Source organism: Vibrio sp. TRT 1302, from assembly GCF_050113875.1.
Lineage (GTDB): Bacteria > Pseudomonadota > Gammaproteobacteria > Enterobacterales > Vibrionaceae > Vibrio.
Genome location: NZ_JBNJOF010000013.1, coordinates 88871 through 110771, shown reverse-complemented (window position 1 = coordinate 110771; position 21901 = coordinate 88871). Strand labels below are relative to the sequence as shown.

General features: G+C 44.6%; 23 protein-coding genes and 1 pseudogene. 19 read left to right on the top strand and 5 right to left on the bottom strand.

Features of this window, described 5'->3' with window-relative positions; all coding sequences use genetic code 11:
* The 5 genes and pseudogenes from ACQEXP_RS15065 to ACQEXP_RS15045 all read left to right on the top strand — a co-directional run.
* Positions 1-485: pseudogene (locus tag ACQEXP_RS15065) on the top strand (type VI secretion system tip protein VgrG); the annotation flags it as partial.
* Positions 482-1252 carry a DUF4123 domain-containing protein gene (locus tag ACQEXP_RS15060; protein ID WP_426970741.1) on the top strand — a complete coding sequence of 257 codons (771 nt, stop codon included), beginning with the start codon at positions 482-484 and terminating at the stop codon, positions 1250-1252. The pseudogene ACQEXP_RS15065 and the gene ACQEXP_RS15060, both read left to right, overlap by 4 nt.
* The gene (locus tag ACQEXP_RS15055) at positions 1249-3309 is read left to right on the top strand and encodes a T6SS phospholipase effector Tle1-like catalytic domain-containing protein (RefSeq protein ID WP_426970739.1); all 2061 of its coding nucleotides are present in this window, start codon (positions 1249-1251) and stop codon (positions 3307-3309) included. The genes ACQEXP_RS15060 and ACQEXP_RS15055 overlap by 4 nt, the downstream gene beginning before the upstream one ends.
* A complete protein-coding gene (locus ACQEXP_RS15050; protein WP_426970737.1) occupies positions 3302-4129 on the top strand; it encodes a DUF2931 family protein in 828 nt (275 codons plus the stop codon). The genes ACQEXP_RS15055 and ACQEXP_RS15050 overlap by 8 nt, the downstream gene beginning before the upstream one ends.
* 36 nt (positions 4130-4165) lie before the next feature.
* Complete coding sequence (locus ACQEXP_RS15045; protein ID WP_426970735.1) at positions 4166-4996, top strand: DUF2931 family protein; 831 nt, start codon at positions 4166-4168, stop codon at positions 4994-4996.
* A 147-nt stretch (positions 4997-5143) separates the two neighbouring features.
* Here ACQEXP_RS15045 and rlmM read toward each other — a convergent pair whose 3' ends face one another.
* The 4 genes from rlmM to ACQEXP_RS15025 are packed head-to-tail and all read right to left on the bottom strand — an operon-like array spanning position 5144 to position 8147.
* Positions 5144-6235 carry a 23S rRNA (cytidine(2498)-2'-O)-methyltransferase RlmM gene (rlmM, locus tag ACQEXP_RS15040; protein ID WP_269378225.1) on the bottom strand — a complete coding sequence of 364 codons (1092 nt, stop codon included), beginning with the start codon at positions 6233-6235 and terminating at the stop codon, positions 5144-5146.
* On the bottom strand, positions 6232-6630 hold the full coding sequence (locus ACQEXP_RS15035) for a DUF423 domain-containing protein (protein WP_426970733.1): 399 nt from the start codon (positions 6628-6630) through the stop codon (positions 6232-6234). The genes rlmM and ACQEXP_RS15035 overlap by 4 nt, the downstream gene beginning before the upstream one ends.
* Entirely contained in the window at positions 6620-7246 is a 627-nt protein-coding gene (locus tag ACQEXP_RS15030) for an alpha/beta fold hydrolase (RefSeq protein WP_426970732.1), read from the bottom strand. The genes ACQEXP_RS15035 and ACQEXP_RS15030 overlap by 11 nt, the downstream gene beginning before the upstream one ends.
* On the bottom strand, positions 7239-8147 hold the full coding sequence (locus tag ACQEXP_RS15025) for a transcriptional regulator GcvA (RefSeq protein WP_006881325.1): 909 nt from the start codon (positions 8145-8147) through the stop codon (positions 7239-7241). Before ACQEXP_RS15025 ends, ACQEXP_RS15030 begins: the two co-directional genes overlap by 8 nt.
* Positions 8148-8888: 741 nt before the next feature.
* Between ACQEXP_RS15025 and ACQEXP_RS15020 the strand changes: the two genes are divergently transcribed.
* The 14 genes from ACQEXP_RS15020 (at position 8889) to ACQEXP_RS14955 (ending at position 20202) form a co-directional block, all read left to right on the top strand.
* Complete coding sequence (locus ACQEXP_RS15020) at positions 8889-9083, top strand: Flp family type IVb pilin (protein ID WP_426970729.1); 195 nt, start codon at positions 8889-8891, stop codon at positions 9081-9083.
* A gap of 4 nt (positions 9084-9087) precedes the next feature.
* Positions 9088-9519, top strand: coding sequence for a prepilin peptidase (locus ACQEXP_RS15015; protein ID WP_426970728.1), 432 nt, complete (start codon positions 9088-9090; stop codon positions 9517-9519).
* Positions 9520-9528: 9 nt separating this feature from the next.
* Positions 9529-10326, top strand: coding sequence for a Flp pilus assembly protein CpaB (gene cpaB / locus ACQEXP_RS15010; RefSeq protein WP_426970727.1), 798 nt, complete (start codon positions 9529-9531; stop codon positions 10324-10326).
* Positions 10327-10402: 76 nt separating this feature from the next.
* Positions 10403-11653: a type II and III secretion system protein family protein gene (locus ACQEXP_RS15005; protein ID WP_426970725.1), complete on the top strand. Its 1251-nt coding sequence runs from the start codon at positions 10403-10405 to the stop codon at positions 11651-11653.
* Positions 11650-12156, top strand: a complete 507-nt coding sequence (locus ACQEXP_RS15000; RefSeq protein WP_426970723.1) for a hypothetical protein — start codon at positions 11650-11652, stop codon at positions 12154-12156. The genes ACQEXP_RS15005 and ACQEXP_RS15000 overlap by 4 nt, the downstream gene beginning before the upstream one ends.
* 9 nt (positions 12157-12165) lie before the next feature.
* Positions 12166-13404 carry an AAA family ATPase gene (locus ACQEXP_RS14995; protein ID WP_426970721.1) on the top strand — a complete coding sequence of 413 codons (1239 nt, stop codon included), beginning with the start codon at positions 12166-12168 and terminating at the stop codon, positions 13402-13404.
* A complete protein-coding gene (locus tag ACQEXP_RS14990; RefSeq protein WP_426970745.1) occupies positions 13404-14684 on the top strand; it encodes a CpaF family protein in 1281 nt (426 codons plus the stop codon). The genes ACQEXP_RS14995 and ACQEXP_RS14990 overlap by 1 nt, the downstream gene beginning before the upstream one ends.
* Positions 14681-15607: a type II secretion system F family protein gene (locus ACQEXP_RS14985; protein WP_426970719.1), complete on the top strand. Its 927-nt coding sequence runs from the start codon at positions 14681-14683 to the stop codon at positions 15605-15607. Before ACQEXP_RS14990 ends, ACQEXP_RS14985 begins: the two co-directional genes overlap by 4 nt.
* Positions 15607-16491, top strand: coding sequence for a type II secretion system F family protein (locus tag ACQEXP_RS14980; RefSeq protein WP_426970717.1), 885 nt, complete (start codon positions 15607-15609; stop codon positions 16489-16491). The genes ACQEXP_RS14985 and ACQEXP_RS14980 overlap by 1 nt, the downstream gene beginning before the upstream one ends.
* Positions 16484-17248: a tetratricopeptide repeat protein gene (locus ACQEXP_RS14975; RefSeq protein ID WP_426970715.1), complete on the top strand. Its 765-nt coding sequence runs from the start codon at positions 16484-16486 to the stop codon at positions 17246-17248. Before ACQEXP_RS14980 ends, ACQEXP_RS14975 begins: the two co-directional genes overlap by 8 nt.
* Positions 17235-17771, top strand: a complete 537-nt coding sequence (locus tag ACQEXP_RS14970) for a TadE/TadG family type IV pilus assembly protein (protein ID WP_426970714.1) — start codon at positions 17235-17237, stop codon at positions 17769-17771. Before ACQEXP_RS14975 ends, ACQEXP_RS14970 begins: the two co-directional genes overlap by 14 nt.
* Positions 17752-18282, top strand: coding sequence for a tight adherence pilus pseudopilin TadF (gene tadF / locus ACQEXP_RS14965; protein ID WP_426970712.1), 531 nt, complete (start codon positions 17752-17754; stop codon positions 18280-18282). The genes ACQEXP_RS14970 and tadF overlap by 20 nt, the downstream gene beginning before the upstream one ends.
* Before the next feature lies 1 nt (position 18283).
* On the top strand, positions 18284-19576 hold the full coding sequence (locus ACQEXP_RS14960) for a vWA domain-containing protein (RefSeq protein WP_426970710.1): 1293 nt from the start codon (positions 18284-18286) through the stop codon (positions 19574-19576).
* On the top strand, positions 19573-20202 hold the full coding sequence (locus ACQEXP_RS14955; protein ID WP_426970708.1) for an OmpA family protein: 630 nt from the start codon (positions 19573-19575) through the stop codon (positions 20200-20202). Before ACQEXP_RS14960 ends, ACQEXP_RS14955 begins: the two co-directional genes overlap by 4 nt.
* A 132-nt stretch (positions 20203-20334) precedes the next feature.
* Here the strand turns inward: ACQEXP_RS14955 and thiI are convergent, their stop codons facing one another.
* Positions 20335-21783 carry a tRNA uracil 4-sulfurtransferase ThiI gene (gene thiI / locus ACQEXP_RS14950; RefSeq protein ID WP_426970707.1) on the bottom strand — a complete coding sequence of 483 codons (1449 nt, stop codon included), beginning with the start codon at positions 21781-21783 and terminating at the stop codon, positions 20335-20337.
* Between the last annotated feature and the right edge of the window lie 118 nt (positions 21784-21901).

The following is a 21901-nucleotide window of genomic DNA, read 5'->3' as shown; positions in this document are numbered from 1 at the left end:
ATAACGACCATTTCACTCAGATTAAAAACAGCCACAACCTCACCGTTGAGGGCGAAAGCCGTACTCTAGTCAAACAAGACACCACCTCGATTGTGGAAGGGAGTCTGCATCAAAAAATCGCTCAGTTGCATGCATTTGAAATTGGCAATGAACTCCACATCAAAGCCGGTACGAAGGTCGTTATCGAAGCAGGCTCTGAAATGACTTTAAAAGCCGGTGGCAGCTTTATAAAAGCTGACGCTTCTGGTGTTAGCTTGGTTGGCCCTAACGTGAATTTAAACTCGGGAGGCAGTGCAAGCACAGGATCTGGGTTTGCGGGGAAAGTAGCTCAGTTACCTTTAAAAAACAACGACACTGCCCCATTAGAAAAGACAGATGAAACCTCATCTACAAACGTCACTCAACCAGCACTGCTACGGGCAGAAGGCGAGAATGTCAGCACGGTGAAAGCGTGTCCTGTCGAAAAACAGGAGAATGCTGAATGATCACATTTGATGAAAAGACACATCTCTATTGGCTCGTTACGGCCAGCAATTTCAGACACACCATTCAAACAACCGGTGCATTGGAAGGTGCAGCACCGGTATTCGATAATACATTTTCAAACGAGTTGATGCCCTTGTCTCCGTGGCTCATCCCGATTGTGACACTCAATCCAGCACTTCAAGACGAGCTAACACAAGGCATCATCTTAGCCAGCAAGACCGAGTTTAATGGCGTTATGGCACATTTACGCAGCCTTCTCTGGGCCTATCTAGAGGGAGAAAAGGTGTTGTTCCGCTTTTATGATCCTGTTGTCATTATGCCCATGCTCGCCGTGATGAGTGACAGTGACCGTTATCAGTTTTTAGGAAACATAAGCCATTGGCTACATTGGGAAGGTGAGAAATATACCCGCTATGAAAATCACTCGCCCCAGCCTTTTACTTTGCGAACAAACCCTTGGTGGAAAGTTAAAAGCGAGCACCTGACAGCAAAAGAAGACCACGCCACACTCGCCACCAATATTGAGCGGGCGTTATGGCGTCTGCTACCAAAAGCAATGAACAGGTTAGCTAACCCCAAACAGTTTATAGAAAAAGCCTTGCAACAATTTCCGCCAATGTATGCGACCTCTGTCGATAGACAAATTTACGTCCTGGCTCACTTAATTAAGGCCGAGATCGTCAACATCTATGATGTGGTTGACGTTTTGCACTTGTCACTGACTGAGCGAGAGCAACTGGAGTACGTTATAGGAGCATTAAAATGACTTTTGGAGCCTTAGGTGTCAGTGAGCACTGCATTCCTTGCGAAAGCTACAGCCATTGGATAGAAATCCATATTCGCGATGAACATAACCAGCCATTCCCCAACATAAAAGGGAATTTGATTGACGGAAGTGGAGCGGTTTACCCAGTTACCCTCGGAGAAGAACCGATACGCTTGGTAAGTTTGGCTCCTGGACGCGTTGCTCTCCAATTTGATAATCCAACCTGGTTGTATCACACCCAGCGTCGACTGCCGTTTGACGGTGAGACTTCTCCTGTCCAGCAATGGCTTGAACAGAATCCAGCCGGAGGCAGTGGTACTTCTTGGATGCATCATACACTAACCTTGGGTGACTTTGTGCAGCTAGAGCAAGGGCAAAACATCCCCAAACGTCACCAAAAAGAGGCGCTTGGCGTGGTCAAACTGGTTACGGACACCAGTCACTTCGTGACCATCCAAGGCTGTCGCTATATTACTCTCAGGTTAGGGATGTTTTTTGATGGGACAGCCAACAACAGCTACAGTGCCAAATGGGGCAAAGCTCGATTAGAGGAGCGCTACTACCTATGGCAAGCCGCTTATCAGGTATCAGAACAGATTGCTAATACTCAGGATATTCATCCAACGCAATTCATTGAAAAATGTTTCGATTGGGCCGACATAACAAGCAGCGCAGCCAATGAACTGACCAATATCCAGAAGCTATTTGACCTCTACCAGAGTGGAACCTTCAATGACGATAAAACGGTCTACCGTTATGCTCGATACATTACTGGGATAGGCACAGGAAATAGCACCGATATTGCCCGAGCAGATGAAGATAACAAGGGATTGGCGTTTGGTTTGGGTAAATATGGCATTATCACTAAAGTCCGCACTGGGATTACAGAGGTGTGTTCTCAACTGGAAAATATACTTGATGACATTGCAAAAAGAGATAACGTTACTTGTGATGGCTTCAGTAGAATCGAGTTTGATGTATTTGGCTTTAGTCGCGGCGCGGCGGCGGCGCGGCACTGTATTAATAGTATATTACTAGGTAAAAATGGGGAATTTGCTCCAGCCTTTATTGATGCTATGGATAAGCAACAAGATAAGCATACCCTAACCACGGATTTTGGTTGGGATAGCAACCAATCTTGCGAAGTAATGTTTGCTGGGCTGTTTGATACCGTCACCGCTTACGGAATCGCGCATAATGATAATGATGAACCGGTACGATTATGGTTAGATCCTGCCAGAGTGCGCAAAGCCGTCCACCTTGTGGCCAACAAGCACAGCGAATACCGCTATAACTTTAGCCTTAACAGACTCAATCCCGCCCCTCATTTTGATGAAATCGTATTGCCCGGCGCACATTCCGATATTGGTGGTGGATATCACTCACGTGTCGCCTTCTCCAACGCAGACTATCTATTACCACTACTCGAAAATAAACGCATAGAAACCGTGCAAAACACCGAGTTATCCCTGTTCGGGCAAAAAAAACAACTTGCCGCCCTAACCACAGAGCTTGAACAAGCGTTAGATATGGAACTTAAACACGGTTGGCTATGGCAAGACTATTTACTGACTAATCCAGAATTTACCTATGAAGGTAAACATACTAGCGGCGCGATAGCGCATCTGCTTTATCGCAAATGTACCGAAGGCGATTTATCACGCCTCTACTTACGGGTGATGTATGGACTAGCTGAATATGCTGGCGTGCCCATAAACGAAGAACAGTACTCTCAACTTGTCTGGCAGCACAACGATCCAAATCGAGATTTTCACCTATATTATCCGGTTCAAAGTCAGTTGGCCTACCCATATCAACCGCAAATTCATCCATTCGATTTCGGACTTCTGTGCCAAAGAATACTTGATTTGGCAAAGATCGGCGAAGTAGTCAATATACAAACGCTGTTAGGTTCTAAAGATATGCTAAATAACTTTATTGCACTGGGGCTGATCCATCATTCCTCCGATATTGATGATTGGTTTGGTCTGGTGACCCCAAATAAACCCCATACCATCAATGACCGCTATGCACGCGAGGAGTACGACGGTGAATAAACGCTATCTCGCGATCACAACGATTGCCATACTCGCTCTAGTCATAGGCTTAGTCGGACGTACTAAGCCAAACTACCCTGATGACCCAAGGTTTAGACCTTGGCGAATTGGCGCCGCGATTTCTTATAATTATCCTGCGTCGGTTAACGAAGCCTACGGTGTCAACTACCAAGAGGACTGGACCAGCATGATGCTGCCGTATGGCGGTTTGGGTTCACCATTACGCTACAGCATGGATAAATATCGAGAATATACCTATCCAGAATACGATGGTTATGCAATACCTTTGGGGGTTCCGGTCAACTTCACCCCTGATCAAATTGGCTCAGGCATAAAATCCTTGCCCGATGAACTCTATATCTATTGGGGGCTCAACGGTTTTCGCTACGCCACAGTCGTTAAGGTCACCGCGCAAATTAAAGCGGCTATGATAAGACCCTATCCACATATTAGATTAGAGGATCAAAACTGCTATCAAACCGACTTTATGTTTGGCTTTCTCCCTGATGGACGAGCAAAATTATGGCTTGATGGATGTGGGGTACTCACCTATGTAGGCGAGTACTCGGCATCAAAAGCGGTGCCAATTCCTCCACCAGCCCCTGAAAAAGAACCAGAGCCACTGACCGAAGAACAACGTAAGCTATTTGCTGACCTTCTTTACAGTACTGAGTCACCAAAACTGCCTGAACCACCCAAAATTCATCCGCGGCCATCACTTGATGACCCGATCCCGTGGGATAAAGTCAATCAAGTCTGGTATAACCCGGGCTATAAAGTACAGAATCTAGAAGATGTTGTTCCGAGCACGCCAGAGTAGCCATCAACCACGGCTATGCAAGCGAGGAGTACGACGGTGAATAAACGCTATCTCGCGATCACAACGATTGTCATGTTCGCTCTGGTCATAGGCTTAGTCGGACGCACAAAGCCAAACTACCCTGATGACCCAAGGTTTAGGCCTTGGCGAATTGGCGCAGCAATCTCTTACAATTACCCTGCGTCGGTTAACGAAGCCTACGGTGTCAACTACCAAGAGAACTGGACCAGCATGATGCTCCCTTATGGTGGGCTGTTGCAATCGCGATACCGTATGGAAAAATATCGAGAATATACCTATCCAGAATACGATGGTTATGCAATACCTTTGGGGGTTCCGGTCAACTTCACCCCTGATCAAATTGGCTCAGGCTTAAAGTCCTTGCCCGATGAACTCTATATCTATTGGGGGAGCCACGGTTTTCGCTACGCCACAGTCGTTAAGGTCACCGCACAAATCAAAGCAGCAATGATCACGCCATACCCAAGTGTCATATCCTCCAAGGAAGGAGCAACATGCTATCAAACGCAGTTTCTGTTTGGCTTTCTCCCTGATGGACGAACAAAACTATGGCTTGATGGATGTGGGGTACTCACCTATGTAGGCGAGTACTCGGCATCAAAAGCGGTGCCAATTCCTCCACCAGCCCCTGAAAAAGAACCAGAGCCACTGACCGAAGAACAACGTAAGCTATTTGCTGACCTTCTTTACAGTACTGAGTCACCAAAACTGCCTGAACCACCCAAAATTCATCCGCGGCCATCACTTGATGACCCGATCCCGTGGGATAAAGTCAATCAAGTCTGGTATAACCCGGGCTATAAAGTACAGAATTTAGAAGATGTTGTTCCGAGCACGCCAGAGTAGAAGCGAGAAAAATAAAAGGGTTGATAATGCATATCAACCCTTTTGCTTTCAATTCAGACGATTAAGCTCTAACAAGCCTCGTAGCCAGTAACTTCCCGACTTGTTCACCACAAGCGCCTATCAAAGAGCGTAGTCCAGCCTCTACTCTTATCGCGGCGAGATATTCGACAAGCACTGGACGTGCACTGTGATCTCTTCACGGTCATGATACAGATGCTTAGCTTGCAGACGGAACTTAACACCGTTTTCAATCATAAATACTTTCAAGTTTTCAATATCTTGTAGTACTTCATCGTAACGGCCTTTCATCGGAAGTTTAAGGTTAAATATGGCCTCTTTAGCCCAACCACTGATGATCCACTCACCCATCAATTGTGCTACGCGTGATGGCTTTTCAATCATGTCACAGACTAACCAAGTAACGTTCTTACGAGCTGGCTCGAACTTGAAGCCATCTTCTTGGTGATGCTTAACCTGACCAGTCTCCATCAAGCTATCTGCCATCATGCCGTTATCAACCGAGTGAACAAACATCGAACGTTTAACGAGCTGATAAGTCCAGCCACCTGGACAAGCACCTAAATCAACACCCCACATACCCGCAGCTAAACGCTCATCCCATTCTTCACGAGGGATAAAGACATGGAAGGCCTCTTCTAACTTAAGCGTAGAACGACTCGGTGCATCTGCCGGGAATTTTAAACGCGGGATCCCCATAAAGAATTGAGAGTTGTTCTCTGGTAGAGAGTAGCCAACAAAACAGTGCCCAGAGGCAACAAAACAGATATGCAGCACAGGCTTTTTAGGGCTATCTTTTGGAAAAAGAATACCTTTACCACGTAACGCCTGACGCATTGGGACAGTGAATTTACGGCAGAACTTAAGCAGTTCTTTGGCTTCATTGGTATCCGGTGTTTCAATGCGGATATCGCCACAACGAGGCATGCTATCAACATCGTTCAACGCTTCAAGAATTGGAGAAATACGGTCTTCTCGTGGTAGATCTTCAATTTCAGTGGCTACCGCAAACATCTGACGAGCGAAAATCAGCGCTTTAAAATCCAGCTCTTTAACCAGTTTTTCTGCATCACCATCTTGGTAGCATTCAAACAGCACATAACCTGTATTCTTCTTGAGGCGTGGGAAACCAAACACTTCTAACTGAGTGGCTCGATCTTGGATTTCTCCGGCACACTCTTTTTCAAAGCCACTACGGCAGTAGAGCATTAACTGTTTCACTGATTCACCTCTTTAGTCTGTAGTGCTGCATAGACAAACAGTCCCCACCCAAGCATAAAGGTTAAACCACCAAATGGCGTAATTGGACCAAACCATTTGATACCGGTTAACGCAAGTGCGTAGAGGCTGCCGCTAAAACAAAAGATGCCGATGATAAAGCAAATCGCTGCAAGGGCGAAATATTTTTGTGACTTTGGCTGCAATTTAAACTGCAGTAATACACCACAAACCACAATCGCCAACGCGTGAATAAACTGATACTGAACGCCAGTGTTGAACACACCGATAAGATAAGGTGACAACACCGACTTGAGGCCATGGGCCGCAAAAGCGCCTAATCCAACGCCTACCCCCATTAATGAGCCACCGAATGCCAAGAGGTATTTACTTTTCACCGTACGCCTCCAGTATAAAAGCCGCGAGATTGTCCACTGCCAGAGCAATATTACTTTGCTCGGTATGGCCTGAACGTACTCGCGGCTTAAAGCTATGATCGCCATCTGGGATAAACACGGTCTGAACATTTTCTGATAGACAAAAGTCTTTCAACTCTTCGCGTTTACCAAACGTATCTCGTTCTCCTTGCAAAACAAGGCATGGCTTTGACAGCGTTGCTAAGTGCTCACCGTTGTAGTTTTCCGGCTTGCCAGGAGGATGAAATGGAAAACCTAAACACGCGACACCAGCCACCAAAGGGGCATCTGCGAGTAAACTTGCCATGCGCCCACCCATCGATTTACCGCCAATCACAACGGGAGTATCCCCAGCTAGATCACCAATCACTTTTTGAAAGGCTTCAAGCAGCTTAGGCGCTCTATCTGGCGGACGCTTCTTACCATCTTCCGCTCGCTTGACCATGTATGGAAAGTTGAACCGTACAACCTGAATACCTTTGTCTGCGAGTCCTTTAGCAACCGAGTTCATAAACTCATGATCCATTCCGGCACCTGCACCATGGGCAAAAATAAACAGAGGATCGGATGACTTACCATCACGTAAATAATCAGTCATCTAGCAATTCCTCTTGCTCACTCTGTGCTTTCGCTAACATCCAGTCACGGAAAGTCGCAATTCGCCCCATATCCGCTTGTTTATCATGGCAAACCACATAGAACGCATTTTTAGACAGCAATACTTCATCGAATGGCGCAATTAAACGACCCGCTTCCAGCTCGGGTTGTGCCAGAACATTGTTTCCGAGAGCGACACCTTGGCCATGAGCCGCAGCTTGTAACACCATGGTTGAGTGACTGAATATCGGTCCGTGATTGACATTTACCCCTTCAATACCATTTTGTTTCGCAAACTGTTTCCAATCTTTACGAGATGTGTCGTGCAGCAAGGTATGCTGCTTTAGATCACTTAGAGTTTCTAATGGTTTGTTACCTAAAAGTAACGATGGTGAACAAAGTGGGATCAAGAATTCTTGGTAGAGTTTATCGGCACGTAAGCCAGGCCAGTTACCTCGACCATAGTAGATAGCAACATCAACATCATCAGTCAGTGAACCTTCATCCATATCCACTGCCTTGATACGGACATCGATATCCGGTTCTTGCTGGTTGAAATCGGCCAGTCTAGGCACCAACCACTGGATAGCAAAACTAGGTGGCAAACTGATCGTTAACGCCCCCTTCTCACTACGCTCCAGCACTTTATCAGTAGCTTCTGCTAAAGATGTAAAAATATCCTTTATATCGAGAAAGTAGCTTTGCCCTTCTTCTGTTAGTAGTAACGAGCGATTTCGACGTCGAAACAGCTTTAAGCCGAGGAATTCTTCTAGCGCTTTAATTTGGTGACTAACCGCAGCCTGAGTCACAAACAACTCCTCTGCCGCACGAGTAAAGCTCAAGTGACGAGCAGCAGCCTCAAACACTTTCAATGAGTTTAAGGGAGGTAATCTTCTAGACATAGCAGCCTTCTAAAAAGTGGATTAGTTTTTTTAATCTGAAACATTATAAAATGTCCATTGCCTGACGACCAGAGAAATTCTATATTTCACCCCGCAATGAGGAGTCAGAACGGCTTGATTCCCTTTTGAATCAATTGACTTCTTGTTGCGATGTTGTGTTTGCAAACTCGTATTTCGAGTTAGGTAGGTTTCTACCAGTTTCGTTGAGAACAACGAAACATATACTTCCTGTATTTATTTTGACCTGTCTGTCAAATTTTTTAGCACCGCCTATATGGCGGTGTTTTTTTATGCGCCAAAAACTACCCTCTACTTACGTACCCGCATCTTATGCAACATTTATCTCGATAAGCGGACTTTATCTCCCCCACTTCAAATATGAATCACTAGGCATATTTCTCATTAAAAAACATCCGTTTCAATGCAATGGATTGCACTGTCTCACAAATGAGATGGCTTTTATATAAGCAAATAATAATAAAGATAAAAAATCATCAATATTATTGATACTCAATCACAATGAGAATAATTTGAATAAAATTAATACATGAGGATTATATTTAGCGTTAAATTTGTATCCCTTGAGTTTTAATCTTTTCCAAATTGTTTCATCAAGGTTAATTCTCCTTAGCAACTAAGAATTAAATCATTATTGAAATAATTGTTTTTATATTTAAACTCTGCGCCGAAATTAACAGAGCGGAATTAACTACTGCTCAATCTAAAAATTAAGGACATGAGATGATTACTAAGCTATTCGTTAAAACTCAACAAGCATTAGAAAACTACAAAAATGACGAGCAAGGTGTAACTGCAATTGAATATGGTCTAATTGCTGCTGGTATTGCTGTAGTTATTGCTACTGCTGTCGCTACTGTAGGTACTGATTTAACTGCAATCTTTACAAAAATTTCAACAGCTCTGAAAACAAGTTAATTCTTTGACTGATGATCTAAGGTTGATGTGGCTATGTGTAATAGCCACTTTTTCTATTTTCGTTGTCTACTCAGACATTAAGTATCGAAAAATAGCAAATACAACGTGTCTATTGCTCTCTTTTTTCTGCGGAGTCTACGCGTTTATCTACTCTGAAATTCAGATCCTAATCCCAATCGTTATTTTGCTATCAGGGATAGTTTTAAGTGTTCTAAGGATATTAGGAGGTGGCGATACCAAGTTACTTGCCGCTTATTCTTTGGCCATAGACCCTGACCTATTCTCAAGCGTACTAATAATCATTGGTATTAGTGGTGGATTATTAAGCCTGATTTATTTGCTTATATATAAAAATGTAAAAAACAACCAAGCCAGCCTTCCGTATGCTATTCCAATCGCTATTGGTGGCTCGATTGGTATTCTTGCCTCAATGTAAAGGATTAGAATGAAGAAGATCGTATTACTCATAGTCGCGGGAACGGCCATACTGTTTGGTCTGTATGGCCTAGCGGGCAGCTTAAGTGCAAAACCTGCTGACAATAGTGCGAAAGAATTACAAGAGCCAACTATCAATGTATGGAAGTTCTCGCGTTCAGCTCAAATCGGGCAGGAGCTTGAACGCTCTGACGTCGAATTAGTCAATCTGCCCGAGAGCCAAGCCAACCGCCTTGGAGTCAGTGATGATATGACGTTCAATTTTGAAAAGGGAGCTGTCTTTGTAGATACAGTAAATGCTGGCGAAGTCGCTTTTGCTGAACATTGGATTACCCCATCACAAGATGGCTATGTCGATGTCATCATTGCTCCTAATCGTGTTCCTTATGCAATTAAAGTCCAGCCAGAAGCCATCGTGGGTGGTGTTATTTCTCATGGTTCAACGGTTGATGTCTTGGCGTTATCGCTTCCGACTCAGTTCTCACTGGAAACCGCTGAAACAGAAGCAAACCGTAAGCGCAATATGTTTGTTACTCCCGTGCTCACCGGAGTCAAAGTCCTGCAAGTCAACAAAAATGCCGTCGAAGCGACACGCAACAGCCCTGCAATCACCGAGGTTAACCTGATTTTGGAACTGACTCGTAAACAAGTCGCCACACTCACGGTTGCAAAACGAATTTCAGAGTTGGAAGTGCATAAATCCATTGGTCAATATCAGCAATCAGACCTTCATGCTGACGCTGGCGATGTCCTTTCAAACTTTAAATCAATTGTCGAATTCCGCGCTGACACTGTCACCGTTAACTGAGGTCTCCATGCCCCTAATAATTAGATTGATAATGGTGATTGCCCTAGCATTTTCCACCAACCTTTATGCGCAACCCATGACATACCTTGCTGAAGGCGAGATGAAGGTCATTACGAGTAACGAAGATATCGAATCGGTGTTTGTATCCGATCCTAAAGTAGCTGATTACCAAGTGATCGATAAACGCAAAGTTGCTCTGTATGGCAAAGCGATTGGTCAAAGCTCGTTGGCACTGTTTGGTGCTGAAGGTAAAACCCTAACGACACGAAAGATCTGGGTGAATACATCTCTATCAGAGTTAAAACAGCAAGTGAGTGCCCTGTACCCACAGGCTAACGTGCATTTCGCTCACTTGGGCAAAAATGTCGTGTTATCCGGCACAGTCGCCAATGAAAAAACTAAAGATGGCATCAATAAGCTCGTTGGTGAGATGTTAGAGAAAGACCGTCAAGAGCTGACATTCGAGTGGCAAACGGGCAATGATGATGAAGATTTAGAAATCGAGTTCATGAAGCGTTTTCACTACAAAGGCGTCATAAATAACATCGAAGTAGTCACGCCAAAGCAGGTCAACGTCAAGCTCTCTGTTGCGGAAGTATCCCACTCTTTCTTGGAGCAGTTCGGTATTCAGTATGGCAGTCAAGGGGCGAGCGCAGGTGTCTTTGTCGATAAACTGACTTCATTCAGTGCCTCTGACATAATTTCGGTGATCACCGCTGTTGGCAATGACACTGTTGGCCAAATACTCGCTCAGCCAAATCTTTCAGTAATGTCGGGGGAAACCGCCAGCTTTTTAGTCGGTGGAGAGCTCCCTGTCGTCACTGTTGTTGATGGCACGACAAACGTTGATTACAAAGAGTTCGGCATTCGTTTAGAACTCATGGCTAAGGTATTGGAAGATGACAATATCAAACTCTCTCTGATGCCAGAAGTGAGCTCTCTCGATACCCAATACACCAACGAAACCTATAACCTACCCGCGTTGAAAACACGCCGAGCAAGAACAACCGTCCAATTAGCCGATGGGAAAAGCTTTGTTTTGGGTGGTCTATTAAGTACTGAAGACAAAGAGTCGATCAGCAAGATCCCATTCATCGGTGACTTACCTGTACTCGGTGCGTTATTCCGTCACACCGGTACGGAGCGTACTCGCACAGAGTTAATTATCGTCGCAACTGTCAACTTGGTACAGCCAGTGGATGAGCACGTGATTCAACTGCCGACCATGAAGAAAACCACTAGCCTAGAACGTTTCTTCAACGTTACTCCGAACAATAAAACACAGCCGGCGCAAGAAATTTATGCAGCAGGAGGCTTTAAACTATGATGATTCATCGCGTTTCTATTTTGTTCGCTATCGCTGTTGCAGCCATACTCACAGGCTGCGCCGAGAAAGTTACAATGAGAGAGGGGCAATCTCTTCACCTTATACCGGTAAGCAAAGCGTGGAGTTCAGTAATCAATAGCTCTAATGCCCAGAAAGTTAAGTCTGACCTGTTTGAATTGGCAAACAAGAACTTGCAACAAATCGCTCAAAAAGGCGTGGTAGTTGCGTATTCAGCCAAAGGGCAGACACTTGCTGCTGAGTTAAATCGCTGGCTAGTAGCACAAGGTGTCGCGTCAAAAAAAATCATTCTGACCAATGTGACCTCTCTAGGGGCCTACGACATTCAAATCCAGTTTCACGAGTATCAAGTTGTCACTGAATCTTGTAGCCCGACTCAAATCGGCACTTATGGTTTCAATGAAGATGGATGCTATGCAGAAAACGCACGTTGGCAATCTATGGTTAACCCAAACGCCATGCTTAAACCCCATTCCAACCAGTAGTGAGTGACAATGATGTTTGATTTAGTAGATAAATTGCAAAGTAAGTCACTTGAGGCAAAGATCCAAAAAGAGACGATCACCTCCGTACTGTTTCATCAGACGCAAGGCTGCGTTGAGTTAGTGGAAGAAGCGTTTCGTTTTGAGGGGATCACAGCCCCAACTATGCTCGCGAATAGCGATGAAAGTATTCGTGAGCATGTTCGCGAGTCGTTGGTTGAGATCGTCATCGTTGAGCTCAACTTAAGTAGCAATGTGACCCAAGATATGGAACGCATTAGCCACCTATTGCCAAACAATGCCTCTGTCATCGTTATTGGTAGTGAAGATGCGATTTCTACCATCCGTAATCTGAAAGAGATGGGCTTTTACTACGTATTTTGGCCAATTACTAAACAAGAACTTATCGACTTTGTGCGCAACGTAAATAGCAATCGTCAACGCAATTCAGGGTTAGGTAAAGATCGTACAGCAAAAAAAGTTGGCGTTTGGGGTACCAAGGGTGGTGTGGGAGCTACACTGCTAACCGCGGAAATTGCTTTCGAACTGTCCAATAGAAAAAAATCTTCTAGTTTAGTCATCGATCACGATTTCCGTGGTGGTAACTTAGATATTTTCCTAGGCCTTAAAAAGTTTGACAAGAAGTCGATCACCCGCGCTTCACTGGCATCCAACTTAGATGCAGCTTACGCTTCTAGCCTGGTAAAAAAGGTCGACAATATGCTTCATGTGATGTCTTTGGAGTCTGACGACCTTAATGAACTTGAACTCAAAGAGTACGTTCGAACTTTGTCTGCCCAGCTCGAAGGTCAATACAACTTTGTACTGGAAGATCTCTCTCGGAGCTCAAACTGTAAGCAAGATATTGAATACATTGCCAATCACTATGACATCTTGGTTCTGTTGATGGAACCAACGGTATCCAGTGTTCGCGAAGCCAAACGTGTACTCAAATCGCTTGAACGTGCCAACTCGACAGCGAGATGTCTGTTTGTCATCAACTATACGATGGCCGAAAAAGCCGCCACCGTCAGCCTTAGCGAAGTAAAAGAGTTTTTGGGTAAAGAAGCCGATATCGTCCTGCCTAACGAGCCTAAGCTCGGTCGTCTCATTTTGGAAGATAAACACCTATTCCAGCATAACTTTCCTGTTAGCCAATCACTGCATCAGCTCACTTCACTGCTACTAGGTCAGAATGACAAAAACAGCAAAGCCTCTCTGCTACACAAATTACTCAAGCGGGGTAAATGATGGATATCACTAAATCAGCTTACGTCCAAATTAGGCAGCATATCTTTGAAGCTCTCGATGCAGAAGTGGTGAACTCATTAACTAAAGAAGCATTAACACAACAGTTATCTAATGCGGTCAATATGTTAATTGATCGCTTTGGCTTATCTGTAGCTTCGGTGATACGCGGTGAATATGTCAAAAGTCTAGTGGATGAACTTCATGGACTTGGTCCATTACAGTCATTAATGGAAGACGAATCTGTTTCCGACATCATGATTAATGGCTGTGAGAACGTGTTTGTTGAACGCCATGGCTTAGTCGAGAAAGTCAATGTCTCTTTCATTGATGAACAGCAATTACTGCAAATTGCCAAACGTATTGCCAACCGTGTAGGTCGACGAGTGGATGAATCATCACCTACGTGTGATGCACGTTTGCCTGATGGTAGCCGCGTCAATATCGTCATTCCACCTATCGCTATTGATGGCACGTCAATTTCAATCCGTAAGTTCAAAAAACAGAGCATCGACTTTGGTCAGCTAGTTGACTTTGGGGCGATGAGCCCTGAAATGGCAAAAGTGTTGATGATCGCAGCACGATGCCGCTTGAATATCTTAATTTCAGGCGGTACGGGTTCAGGTAAAACCACCATGCTCAATGCCCTTTCGCAGTTTATCTCTGAAAAAGAACGCATTGTAACCATCGAAGATGCCGCTGAACTGAAGTTGTTCCAACCTCATGTCGTACGTTTAGAAACACGTACTGCTGGCATCGAAGGCAATGGTGCGATTGATCAACGTGATTTGGTCATCAACTCATTACGTATGCGCCCTGATCGAATTATTGTCGGTGAGTGCCGCGGTGCGGAAGCCTTTGAAATGCTTCAAGCAATGAATACCGGTCATGATGGTTCAATGTCAACCTTACACGCCAATACACCTCGGGATGCCATATCTAGGGTTGAATCGATGGTCATGATGGCAACAAGCAACCTACCGCTTGAAGCAATTAGAAGAACCATCGTTAGTGCTGTTGATATAGTAGTGCAAATAAGCCGTCTTCACGACGGTAGCCGAAAGGTGATGAGCATTACCGAAGTTGTCGGAATTGAGGGGTCCAACGTTGTTCTTGAAGAGATATTTAAGTTCCAACCGACCAGCAGTATCGACAATGGTAAAGTGCAAGGTCGCTTTGTTACCGCGGGGATGATGCAGCGTTCCGTTCTGGTACAGAAGGCAAAATTCTTTGGTTTAGAAGAACAACTAAGCCAAGCATTCAATGTAGGTGAGCCTGCATGATTTACTGGCTAACACTCATTTTCGGCGGTGTAATTCTATTGGTTGCGTTTTGGCCACGAAAAAGTGAGCAGCGCACATATTACCTACAAGAAGAGATCAAAGCACTCAAAGTCGATTCCATTGATGAAGCGAGTCAAGCTGTTGATCTTAAAGCGTTGTCGGACAAATCCGTCATTGATGGCATACGTGGGCGGATAGCAAATATCAAACACCAGCTAGGTAAATTTGCTGAAATCAAAATCGCCCTGTTTACCTTCTCATTGATATTGTTGGCGCTGTTTTTAAATGCCAAATACCTGCAAACTAATGGCATAAAAGTTGTCATCGGCTTTATTTTGATTGGCTGGCTGTTGGGCTATCAATGGTTGCAAAAAAAGCAGAGAGAAGCCTTTGAAACGGCGTTTCCTGATGCATTGAACATGTTATCGAGTGCCGTCAGTTCAGGCGAGAGTATTATGCACGCGATCATTTATGTTGGCCGCTCATTGCAAGGCGATGTCGGACAAGAGTTCAAACGCATGGGGGAACGACTTCAGTTGGGAGAGTCCCCAGACAACGTGTTCAGGAAATCATGCGAGCGATTCCCTTATCCTTCGTTTTATTTCTTTGTCATTACCCTGCGCGCCAATATGCAGCGTGGTGGTCAGTTGAAAGATGTCATGGCTCGACTTAACCGTCTGATGTTTGACGCTCGAGCGATTGAAAAGAAAAAATACGCGCTGACCGCGGAAGCACGAATGTCAGCAAAAATCGTCGCTGCCATTCCTTTCTCGGTTTTATTTGCTCTCCAGTTTACTAGCCCAGAAAATTTTGAGTTTTTGATGTTTTCACCAGCAGGAAAGCCAGTGCTCTACTACCTAATCATCAGTGAAAGCCTCGGCTTATTCATCGTCTGGATGTTGATGAAAGGAGCACAAAAGTAATGACTAACCAAATTTCAATTTTTATCACCCTAGTCGCCCTGTTTATTGGCATTGCAGTGTGGGGCTTCTATTTGTGGAAAAATATCCAACGCCGTAATTATCTACGTAATTACGACTTAATCGATAGCCACAAACCAACACAAGCGGAAAACAACATTGAGTTGGTATTCGATAGATTAGCAGCATCATTCGCAACGAAAGAAGACGATATTCAAGAAAAACTCGAAGAGGCGGGAATCAATAGCTCTTTTGTCGCAAAATACTATATGCATTTGAAATATGGCATCTCTTTAACCGGATTGGTCACCATCTATCTGCTTGCACCAATACTGGAAGTTGCTTCGACTCATATGATTATTTCCATGGCAATTTGGTTTATTGCATCCATCATCATCCCAGATTCTCTGCTCGCTGCGCGCTCGAAAGCGCGACGAGAAAAAATATCGGGGCAACTGCCTTACCTTCTCGACCTGATGGCAATTTGTGTTCAGACAGGTATGACACTTGAAGCAACAATTAAATACCTCGCCATAGAACTAAAATCCTTCGATAAGGACTTAGCCAAACTGCTCTCTAAAGTCAGCGATCGAGCCAATATAGTCGGATTGGAAAAGTCACTCGATGAACTGTATGTGAAATTACCAACACCAGAAATACGTAGCTTCGTCATGACGTTGAAACAGAGTCTCCAATATGGCTCATCAATCTATACGGTTCTGACAACACTTGCGGCTGATATCCGTGACATCAATATGCTAACCGCCGAGGAGCGTATTGGTAAGTTGGCAGCAAAAATGTCACTTCCGCTCATTTTGTTCATCATGTTCCCGATCGTCATCATTATTTTGGCCCCTGCTGCGATGAGGTTTATGGATCATGTATAAGCGATTACTACTTGCAATTGGCGTCGTACTAATAAGTGGTTGCGCATCGACGAAACAATCGAGTGCTGAGCTGGAAAAAATAAATAAAGAACAAATGTTTGTCGAAGCAAACAACTATCCGCAGTTAATTGAGTTTTACAAGAATGAGTTGCGCCAACAAGAGAGTACAGAGGCTCGTCTAAAGCTGGGGCAAGCCTACCTTGATCATGGTGACGCAGAGTCCGCACTTTTTGTTGTTTCTCAGCTACCGAAACAAGCGCGTTCGAGTCAATCCGAATTGATATTAGCTAAAGCTTTCTTTGCCCTTGAACAACTGGAAGAGGCGCAGCAACATATTGAGAATGTGCTTCAATTCGACCGCCGCAACGGAGAGGCCTACAACCTATTAGGCGTGATTCAAGCAACCCAAGGTGACCTTACTCAGGCTGAACAAAATTTTGTTCAGTCGCGTCGCGAGTTTTATCAGGACAATGCTGTAAAAAATAATCTCGCGACCCTCTATTTGATTCAGAAACAGTATCACAAAAGCTATCAGCTATTGCGTTCGGTTTACCAAGCCAATCCAGACGATCAAACAACTCGCGCCAACCTAATAATTACCTTGATTAAGTTGGAACGAATTGATGAGGCTAAAGAACTGCTTGCTTCTGACTATAAAGCGGGGGAAGTCTCGGCCATTATTGACTTCATCAGTGCTCAGGAGGTCTCAGTTTCTACCCTACCGAGTACACCGGAGCAACAGCATGAAACACACTAGCTTAAAAAAACAACATGGCGTTGCCTCAATCGAGTTTGGCTTAGGGTTTATGGCCTTTTTCCTGATGTGCATGCTGTGGGCAGAAATCGGCTATATCGCCTATGTCTCTTCGGTGAATGACCTCGCCATTGCTGAAGCAGCAAGAGAGGCCAAAAAAGTCAATCCGAATGCATCACGTAGTAGCACTCAATCCGCCTTTATGCAGGCTTTTAAAAGAGTCATTCGAGAACAGTCTGGGATAATGGGGAGCGTGATAAACCCAAACGACTACCGTCTCACCGTGCACTATTACGCCACACTGGATGAGTTTGCTGCCCATTCAGGAGATATCTCTGAGCGATGCACTCAAAACGACAGTAAAACAGAAACAGAATGTGGTATTGCTAACAACAGTTCACTGGCTATTTATCAAATTCGATACGACTACCAACCTATGTTGTCATTTTTTATGGATGGCAGTAGTGCATTTACCCGAGAAGTCATTGTTATTCAGGAGTACGAGCGTGATCAATTCAAGATCTAAGCAGAAGGGAGCGTTCTCGATAGAATTTGCCCTACTGGGCGTTGTATTTTCGACAATGTTGCTTTTCACCGCAGACACAGTAGTTAAATTATCTGTGCAAGGAAAGCTTGATCGCTTGTCCTATTCTTTAGTTAACATTCTTAAAGAACGCACCCAACTGTATGCAAAAGATGACCATAGTTTGACCAATAGCATGGCTCAAGAGCTATTTGGTTTTGCCCAAGGTTCCTTAAGCCGCACGTTAGGGGACTATGAGCGCATAAGGCTGCGCGGTGATATCGAAGTGCTCTCATTCGATCACAATAACCGACTCAGTACCGACTCAAAAACACTCAACGGTGGTTGCAACAGTACTCAATCGATTCGCCATTTTGAATCTCTCTCGATGACAACATCATGGGGACGCAGAGCGGCGTTATATCGTGTAACTCTCTGCTATGACTCTAATAACTGGGCATTCGATGGTGATGATACTCGCCTTGTCTCTTCTTCGATCATGATGGGACGCTAAGATGAAACACTCAATTAAAAAACAGCAGGGGCACGCTGCGATATTGTTCGCTTTGATCATTCCTGCAATGTGGGGATTCTTTACGATAGCGATTGACGGCTCTAGAGCGATTCAGACCAAAGCACGTTTGGGAGATGCAACTGAAGCCGCTGCCTTGGCTTTAGCAGCCAAGAACAGCACTAATCTCACCCAGAATAAAGCGCTCGCGAAAGACTATATTGACGCCTATTTACCAGATGCGGACATCTCTATTCCCAAAGTATTACGTACGGAATGCCGTGTATCAGATGGACGCGAGTGCGAAGGTGCGAGCCGTTATGCTCAATATGATATTGATGTATTAATAAAACAAGACCCATGGGTCCCTGTTGGTAATGACTTTGTAGGTTTTAAAGGAGCCTATGATGTAACCCACACCAGTACTGCTAGAAAATATCAGGGTGACAGCATTGATATCGCCTTCGTTATGGATTATTCGGGATCTATGAATGATCGTTGGCAAGGGAAACCCAAATACAAACATGTACGCGATATCATTAACGATGTCCTTGATGAACTAGAAGAGTATCAGGGGATCCAAGAGATTAATAATAAAGTCGCTCTTGTACCTTACGCAGAATTTACCGCGAGACCTGATGATGGTCGACGCTGCCCTAGTTGGCCTTACCGCCAGCCGATAAGATTCGTAGATTACCTCTACTACCAGAAAAACAGCCGAGACAGGGTCTATGTAGACGCTAGAAGAACGGTCAATAATTGGCGTGTAGACCGTTCACTAGACGCCAATATGGTCTGTAACTTTGAGGATTATAGAGACTACTACTTAAGCTACAAAAACGTCCCTTTTACAGACTCTTTCCGTCGACTAAGAGACGATATGCAATCATTCAGACCAGGCGGAGCAACCGCCTCTTATCAAGGGATTATTAAGGCCGCTCAGTTATTTAACCAACTTGATACCCCCAACCCACGCCAATTAATGGTCATACTGTCAGATGGTGATGATACCAATGGGAATAATGGCCCTCTTAGTCGCTACTCGCCAGTTCCCACCGAGGCGTTAGTGGACGCAGGGTTGTGTGAAAACATCAAAGCTACATTGAATAGCCAAAGAACAGCCGATAACCGTCCTGTTACGTTTCAATTTGCCTTAATTGGGTTTGACTACAACGTAAACAGAAACCCTCTTACCGAATGTATCGGCACTGAGAATGTTTACGACGCAGCTAACCCAGATGAGCTTCTGGACATAATTTTAAACCTTATTTCTGAGGAAATTGGTCACCTATCATGATAACCAAAACAACAAACTTACTCGCACTTTCTTCCATGATGATCAGCTTTGGTGCGCTGAGTGCTGGCAGTCAAACCACATTTGAACAGATCTGTGGTTCACAAAACGGCTTAGTTGCGACTCAGATATCTGTCGGTGAGCCGATTTCATTGACACCGAATAGCGGTAACTACCTGTTAAAACAGCATGAAACGTCCACACTTGAGATCGATTACATTGTCGAGACCCTAGCGAAAAAGCTTGGCTTAGGCCAAAACTGTGCCGAGTTTTTAGTCACCAATGGTCGGGTTGAAAGCCATAAGCAGGGAGACCTGTTGGCACGTGTTCATTTTGACTTTGACCAGGCAAATGTCACTCCAGCATCTAAGAAGATACTGCAACGAATTATTGATATTGCGTCGGTTTCAGATAGTGAGTTTACCTTGACTGGCCATACAGACAGCGCGGGCAGCGAAACGTATAACTTTGAGCTCGGGATTCGACGTGCCAAAGAAGTCCAAAACTATCTCGCGCAACATAGTGTTGAACAGGTAAAAGTTGAATCTAAAGGTGAAACTCAGCCTGTTGCTAGTAACCAAACCGCAGAAGGACGAACTCAAAATCGACGCGTCGATATTTCATTGTGATGTTGCTTGACACTTATCGGCGCTCTTTTTCTCCTCAATCAGAGGCTGAGTGCCAATAGCAAAGCTCATGAATAAAAAAGCGCAAATCGAATGAACGATTTGCGCTTTTTAATAACCTTCAATTTACCGAGATTAAGGGCGGTAAACCTTCACGTTGTGGAAGCCCTGCTCTTGTAGGTAAAGGGCCTGTAGACGGCTCATTACGCCACGGTCACAGTACAGCAGGTAAGTCTTCGACTGGTCTAGATCACCAAACTGAGTGCCTAGTTTGAAGAATGGAATGTGCTTAACCTCTACACCGTCAATTTCTAACGGGTTATCGTCTTCCTCTTCAGGGCTACGAATATCAAGTACAATCGCGTGCTCTTCAATTGCTTGAACTTGCTCAACTTCAGGGGCCGCTTTTTCTGTCTCTTTAGCAATATCACGAATATCCATCACTCTCGCGTCACGAACAACTTGCTCAAGGATATCGAAATCGAATTTCTCTTCTTCAGCGTCCAGTTTCGCTTTAATCGCTTTAACCGTTGGCTTCTTAGAAATCACACCACAGTACTCTGGCATTGTTTTAGCGAAGTCTTCAGTGCCGATATCACGAGCTAGGTTAATGATGTCTTCTTTATCCCAGTTGATAAGCGGACGTAGGATTAGCGTATCAGTCACATTATCAATATGACGTAGGTTGGTCAGTGTTTGGCTTGAAACCTGACCGAGTGCCTCACCAGTCACCAACGCTTCAATCTTAAACTTCTCTGCCACCATACCCGCAGCACGCATAAACATACGCTTAAGAACAACGCCCATTTGGCCGTCATCCACTTTCTCTAAGATCTCACCCACAACCGGCTCAAAGTCGACGGAAATAAAACGAACTTTTGCCGATGAACCGTATTTGTTCCATAGGTAGTAAGCAACTTGCTTAACGCCAATTTCGTGCGCAGGACCACCTAGGTTAAAGAAACAGTAATGTACTTTAGAACCACGTTTGATGTGCAGGTAGCTAGAGACGCCCGAATCAAAGCCACCAGAAATCAAGCTAAGAACATCTTCTTGTGTCCCCAGAGGGAAGCCACCAAGACCTTTATAGCGAGCGATAACTTGGTTTAGCTTTTCGTTAGCGACTTCAAGTTTCACGGTCACGTCTGGGTTGCGTAGACGAACACTCGCACTTTCTACCGCTTGGTTCAGACCACCACCAACGTAACGCTCTAGCTCAATTGACGTAAAGTCATGTTTACCACGGCGCTTAGCACGTACCACAAAGGTTTTACCTTCAATAAGTGGACGATTCAGTTCTAGCACCTGTTCGTAGATGTCATGCAGATCGTTGAACTCTGACTGCTGAACTTCCAGTACATGGTGAATACCTGGTGTTTGCGTCAGGACTTCTAGAGTCTCTTTATAGAACTCTGATGATTCAGACGTCACCTCGATGTGGTCACGGCGATTAAAGACAGCAACAGACTCTGTACGACTCTTGATGATGTTACGAATGTTGCATTCAAGAATCTTTGTGAAGCGCTTACGCACAGACTCACTTTTTACAAAAATTTCTGGATGGGGCTTTACGATAAATTTCATAATTCACTTCACAAGTTAACTGTTTCGCTAATTTAATGCTCTATAGAGCGTAGCAGCGGTCTTTCGCTATGTGCTGCCTCTAAGGGCGCAAGATTATACATGAAGCAATGCCCATAAA

What these genes read in the sequence shown, in the direction of transcription:
- ACQEXP_RS15060 (WP_426970741.1), top strand. Translation starts at nt 482, where the DNA reads ATGATCACATTTGATGAAAAGACACATCTCTATTGGCTCGTTACGGCC.
- ACQEXP_RS15055 (WP_426970739.1), top strand. Translation starts at nt 1,249, where the DNA reads ATGACTTTTGGAGCCTTAGGTGTCAGTGAGCACTGCATTCCTTGCGAA.
- ACQEXP_RS15030 (WP_426970732.1), bottom strand. Translation starts at nt 7,246, where the DNA reads ATGACTGATTATTTACGTGATGGTAAGTCATCCGATCCTCTGTTTATT.
- ACQEXP_RS15025 (WP_006881325.1), bottom strand. Translation starts at nt 8,147, where the DNA reads ATGTCTAGAAGATTACCTCCCTTAAACTCATTGAAAGTGTTTGAGGCT.
- ACQEXP_RS15020 (WP_426970729.1), top strand. Translation starts at nt 8,889, where the DNA reads ATGATTACTAAGCTATTCGTTAAAACTCAACAAGCATTAGAAAACTAC.
- cpaB (WP_426970727.1), top strand. Translation starts at nt 9,529, where the DNA reads ATGAAGAAGATCGTATTACTCATAGTCGCGGGAACGGCCATACTGTTT.
- ACQEXP_RS15005 (WP_426970725.1), top strand. Translation starts at nt 10,403, where the DNA reads ATGACATACCTTGCTGAAGGCGAGATGAAGGTCATTACGAGTAACGAA.
- ACQEXP_RS15000 (WP_426970723.1), top strand. Translation starts at nt 11,650, where the DNA reads ATGATGATTCATCGCGTTTCTATTTTGTTCGCTATCGCTGTTGCAGCC.
- ACQEXP_RS14995 (WP_426970721.1), top strand. Translation starts at nt 12,166, where the DNA reads ATGATGTTTGATTTAGTAGATAAATTGCAAAGTAAGTCACTTGAGGCA.
- ACQEXP_RS14990 (WP_426970745.1), top strand. Translation starts at nt 13,404, where the DNA reads ATGGATATCACTAAATCAGCTTACGTCCAAATTAGGCAGCATATCTTT.
- ACQEXP_RS14985 (WP_426970719.1), top strand. Translation starts at nt 14,681, where the DNA reads ATGATTTACTGGCTAACACTCATTTTCGGCGGTGTAATTCTATTGGTT.
- ACQEXP_RS14980 (WP_426970717.1), top strand. Translation starts at nt 15,607, where the DNA reads ATGACTAACCAAATTTCAATTTTTATCACCCTAGTCGCCCTGTTTATT.
- ACQEXP_RS14975 (WP_426970715.1), top strand. Translation starts at nt 16,484, where the DNA reads ATGTATAAGCGATTACTACTTGCAATTGGCGTCGTACTAATAAGTGGT.
- ACQEXP_RS14970 (WP_426970714.1), top strand. Translation starts at nt 17,235, where the DNA reads ATGAAACACACTAGCTTAAAAAAACAACATGGCGTTGCCTCAATCGAG.
- ACQEXP_RS14960 (WP_426970710.1), top strand. Translation starts at nt 18,284, where the DNA reads ATGAAACACTCAATTAAAAAACAGCAGGGGCACGCTGCGATATTGTTC.
- ACQEXP_RS14955 (WP_426970708.1), top strand. Translation starts at nt 19,573, where the DNA reads ATGATAACCAAAACAACAAACTTACTCGCACTTTCTTCCATGATGATC.
- thiI (WP_426970707.1), bottom strand. Translation starts at nt 21,783, where the DNA reads ATGAAATTTATCGTAAAGCCCCATCCAGAAATTTTTGTAAAAAGTGAG.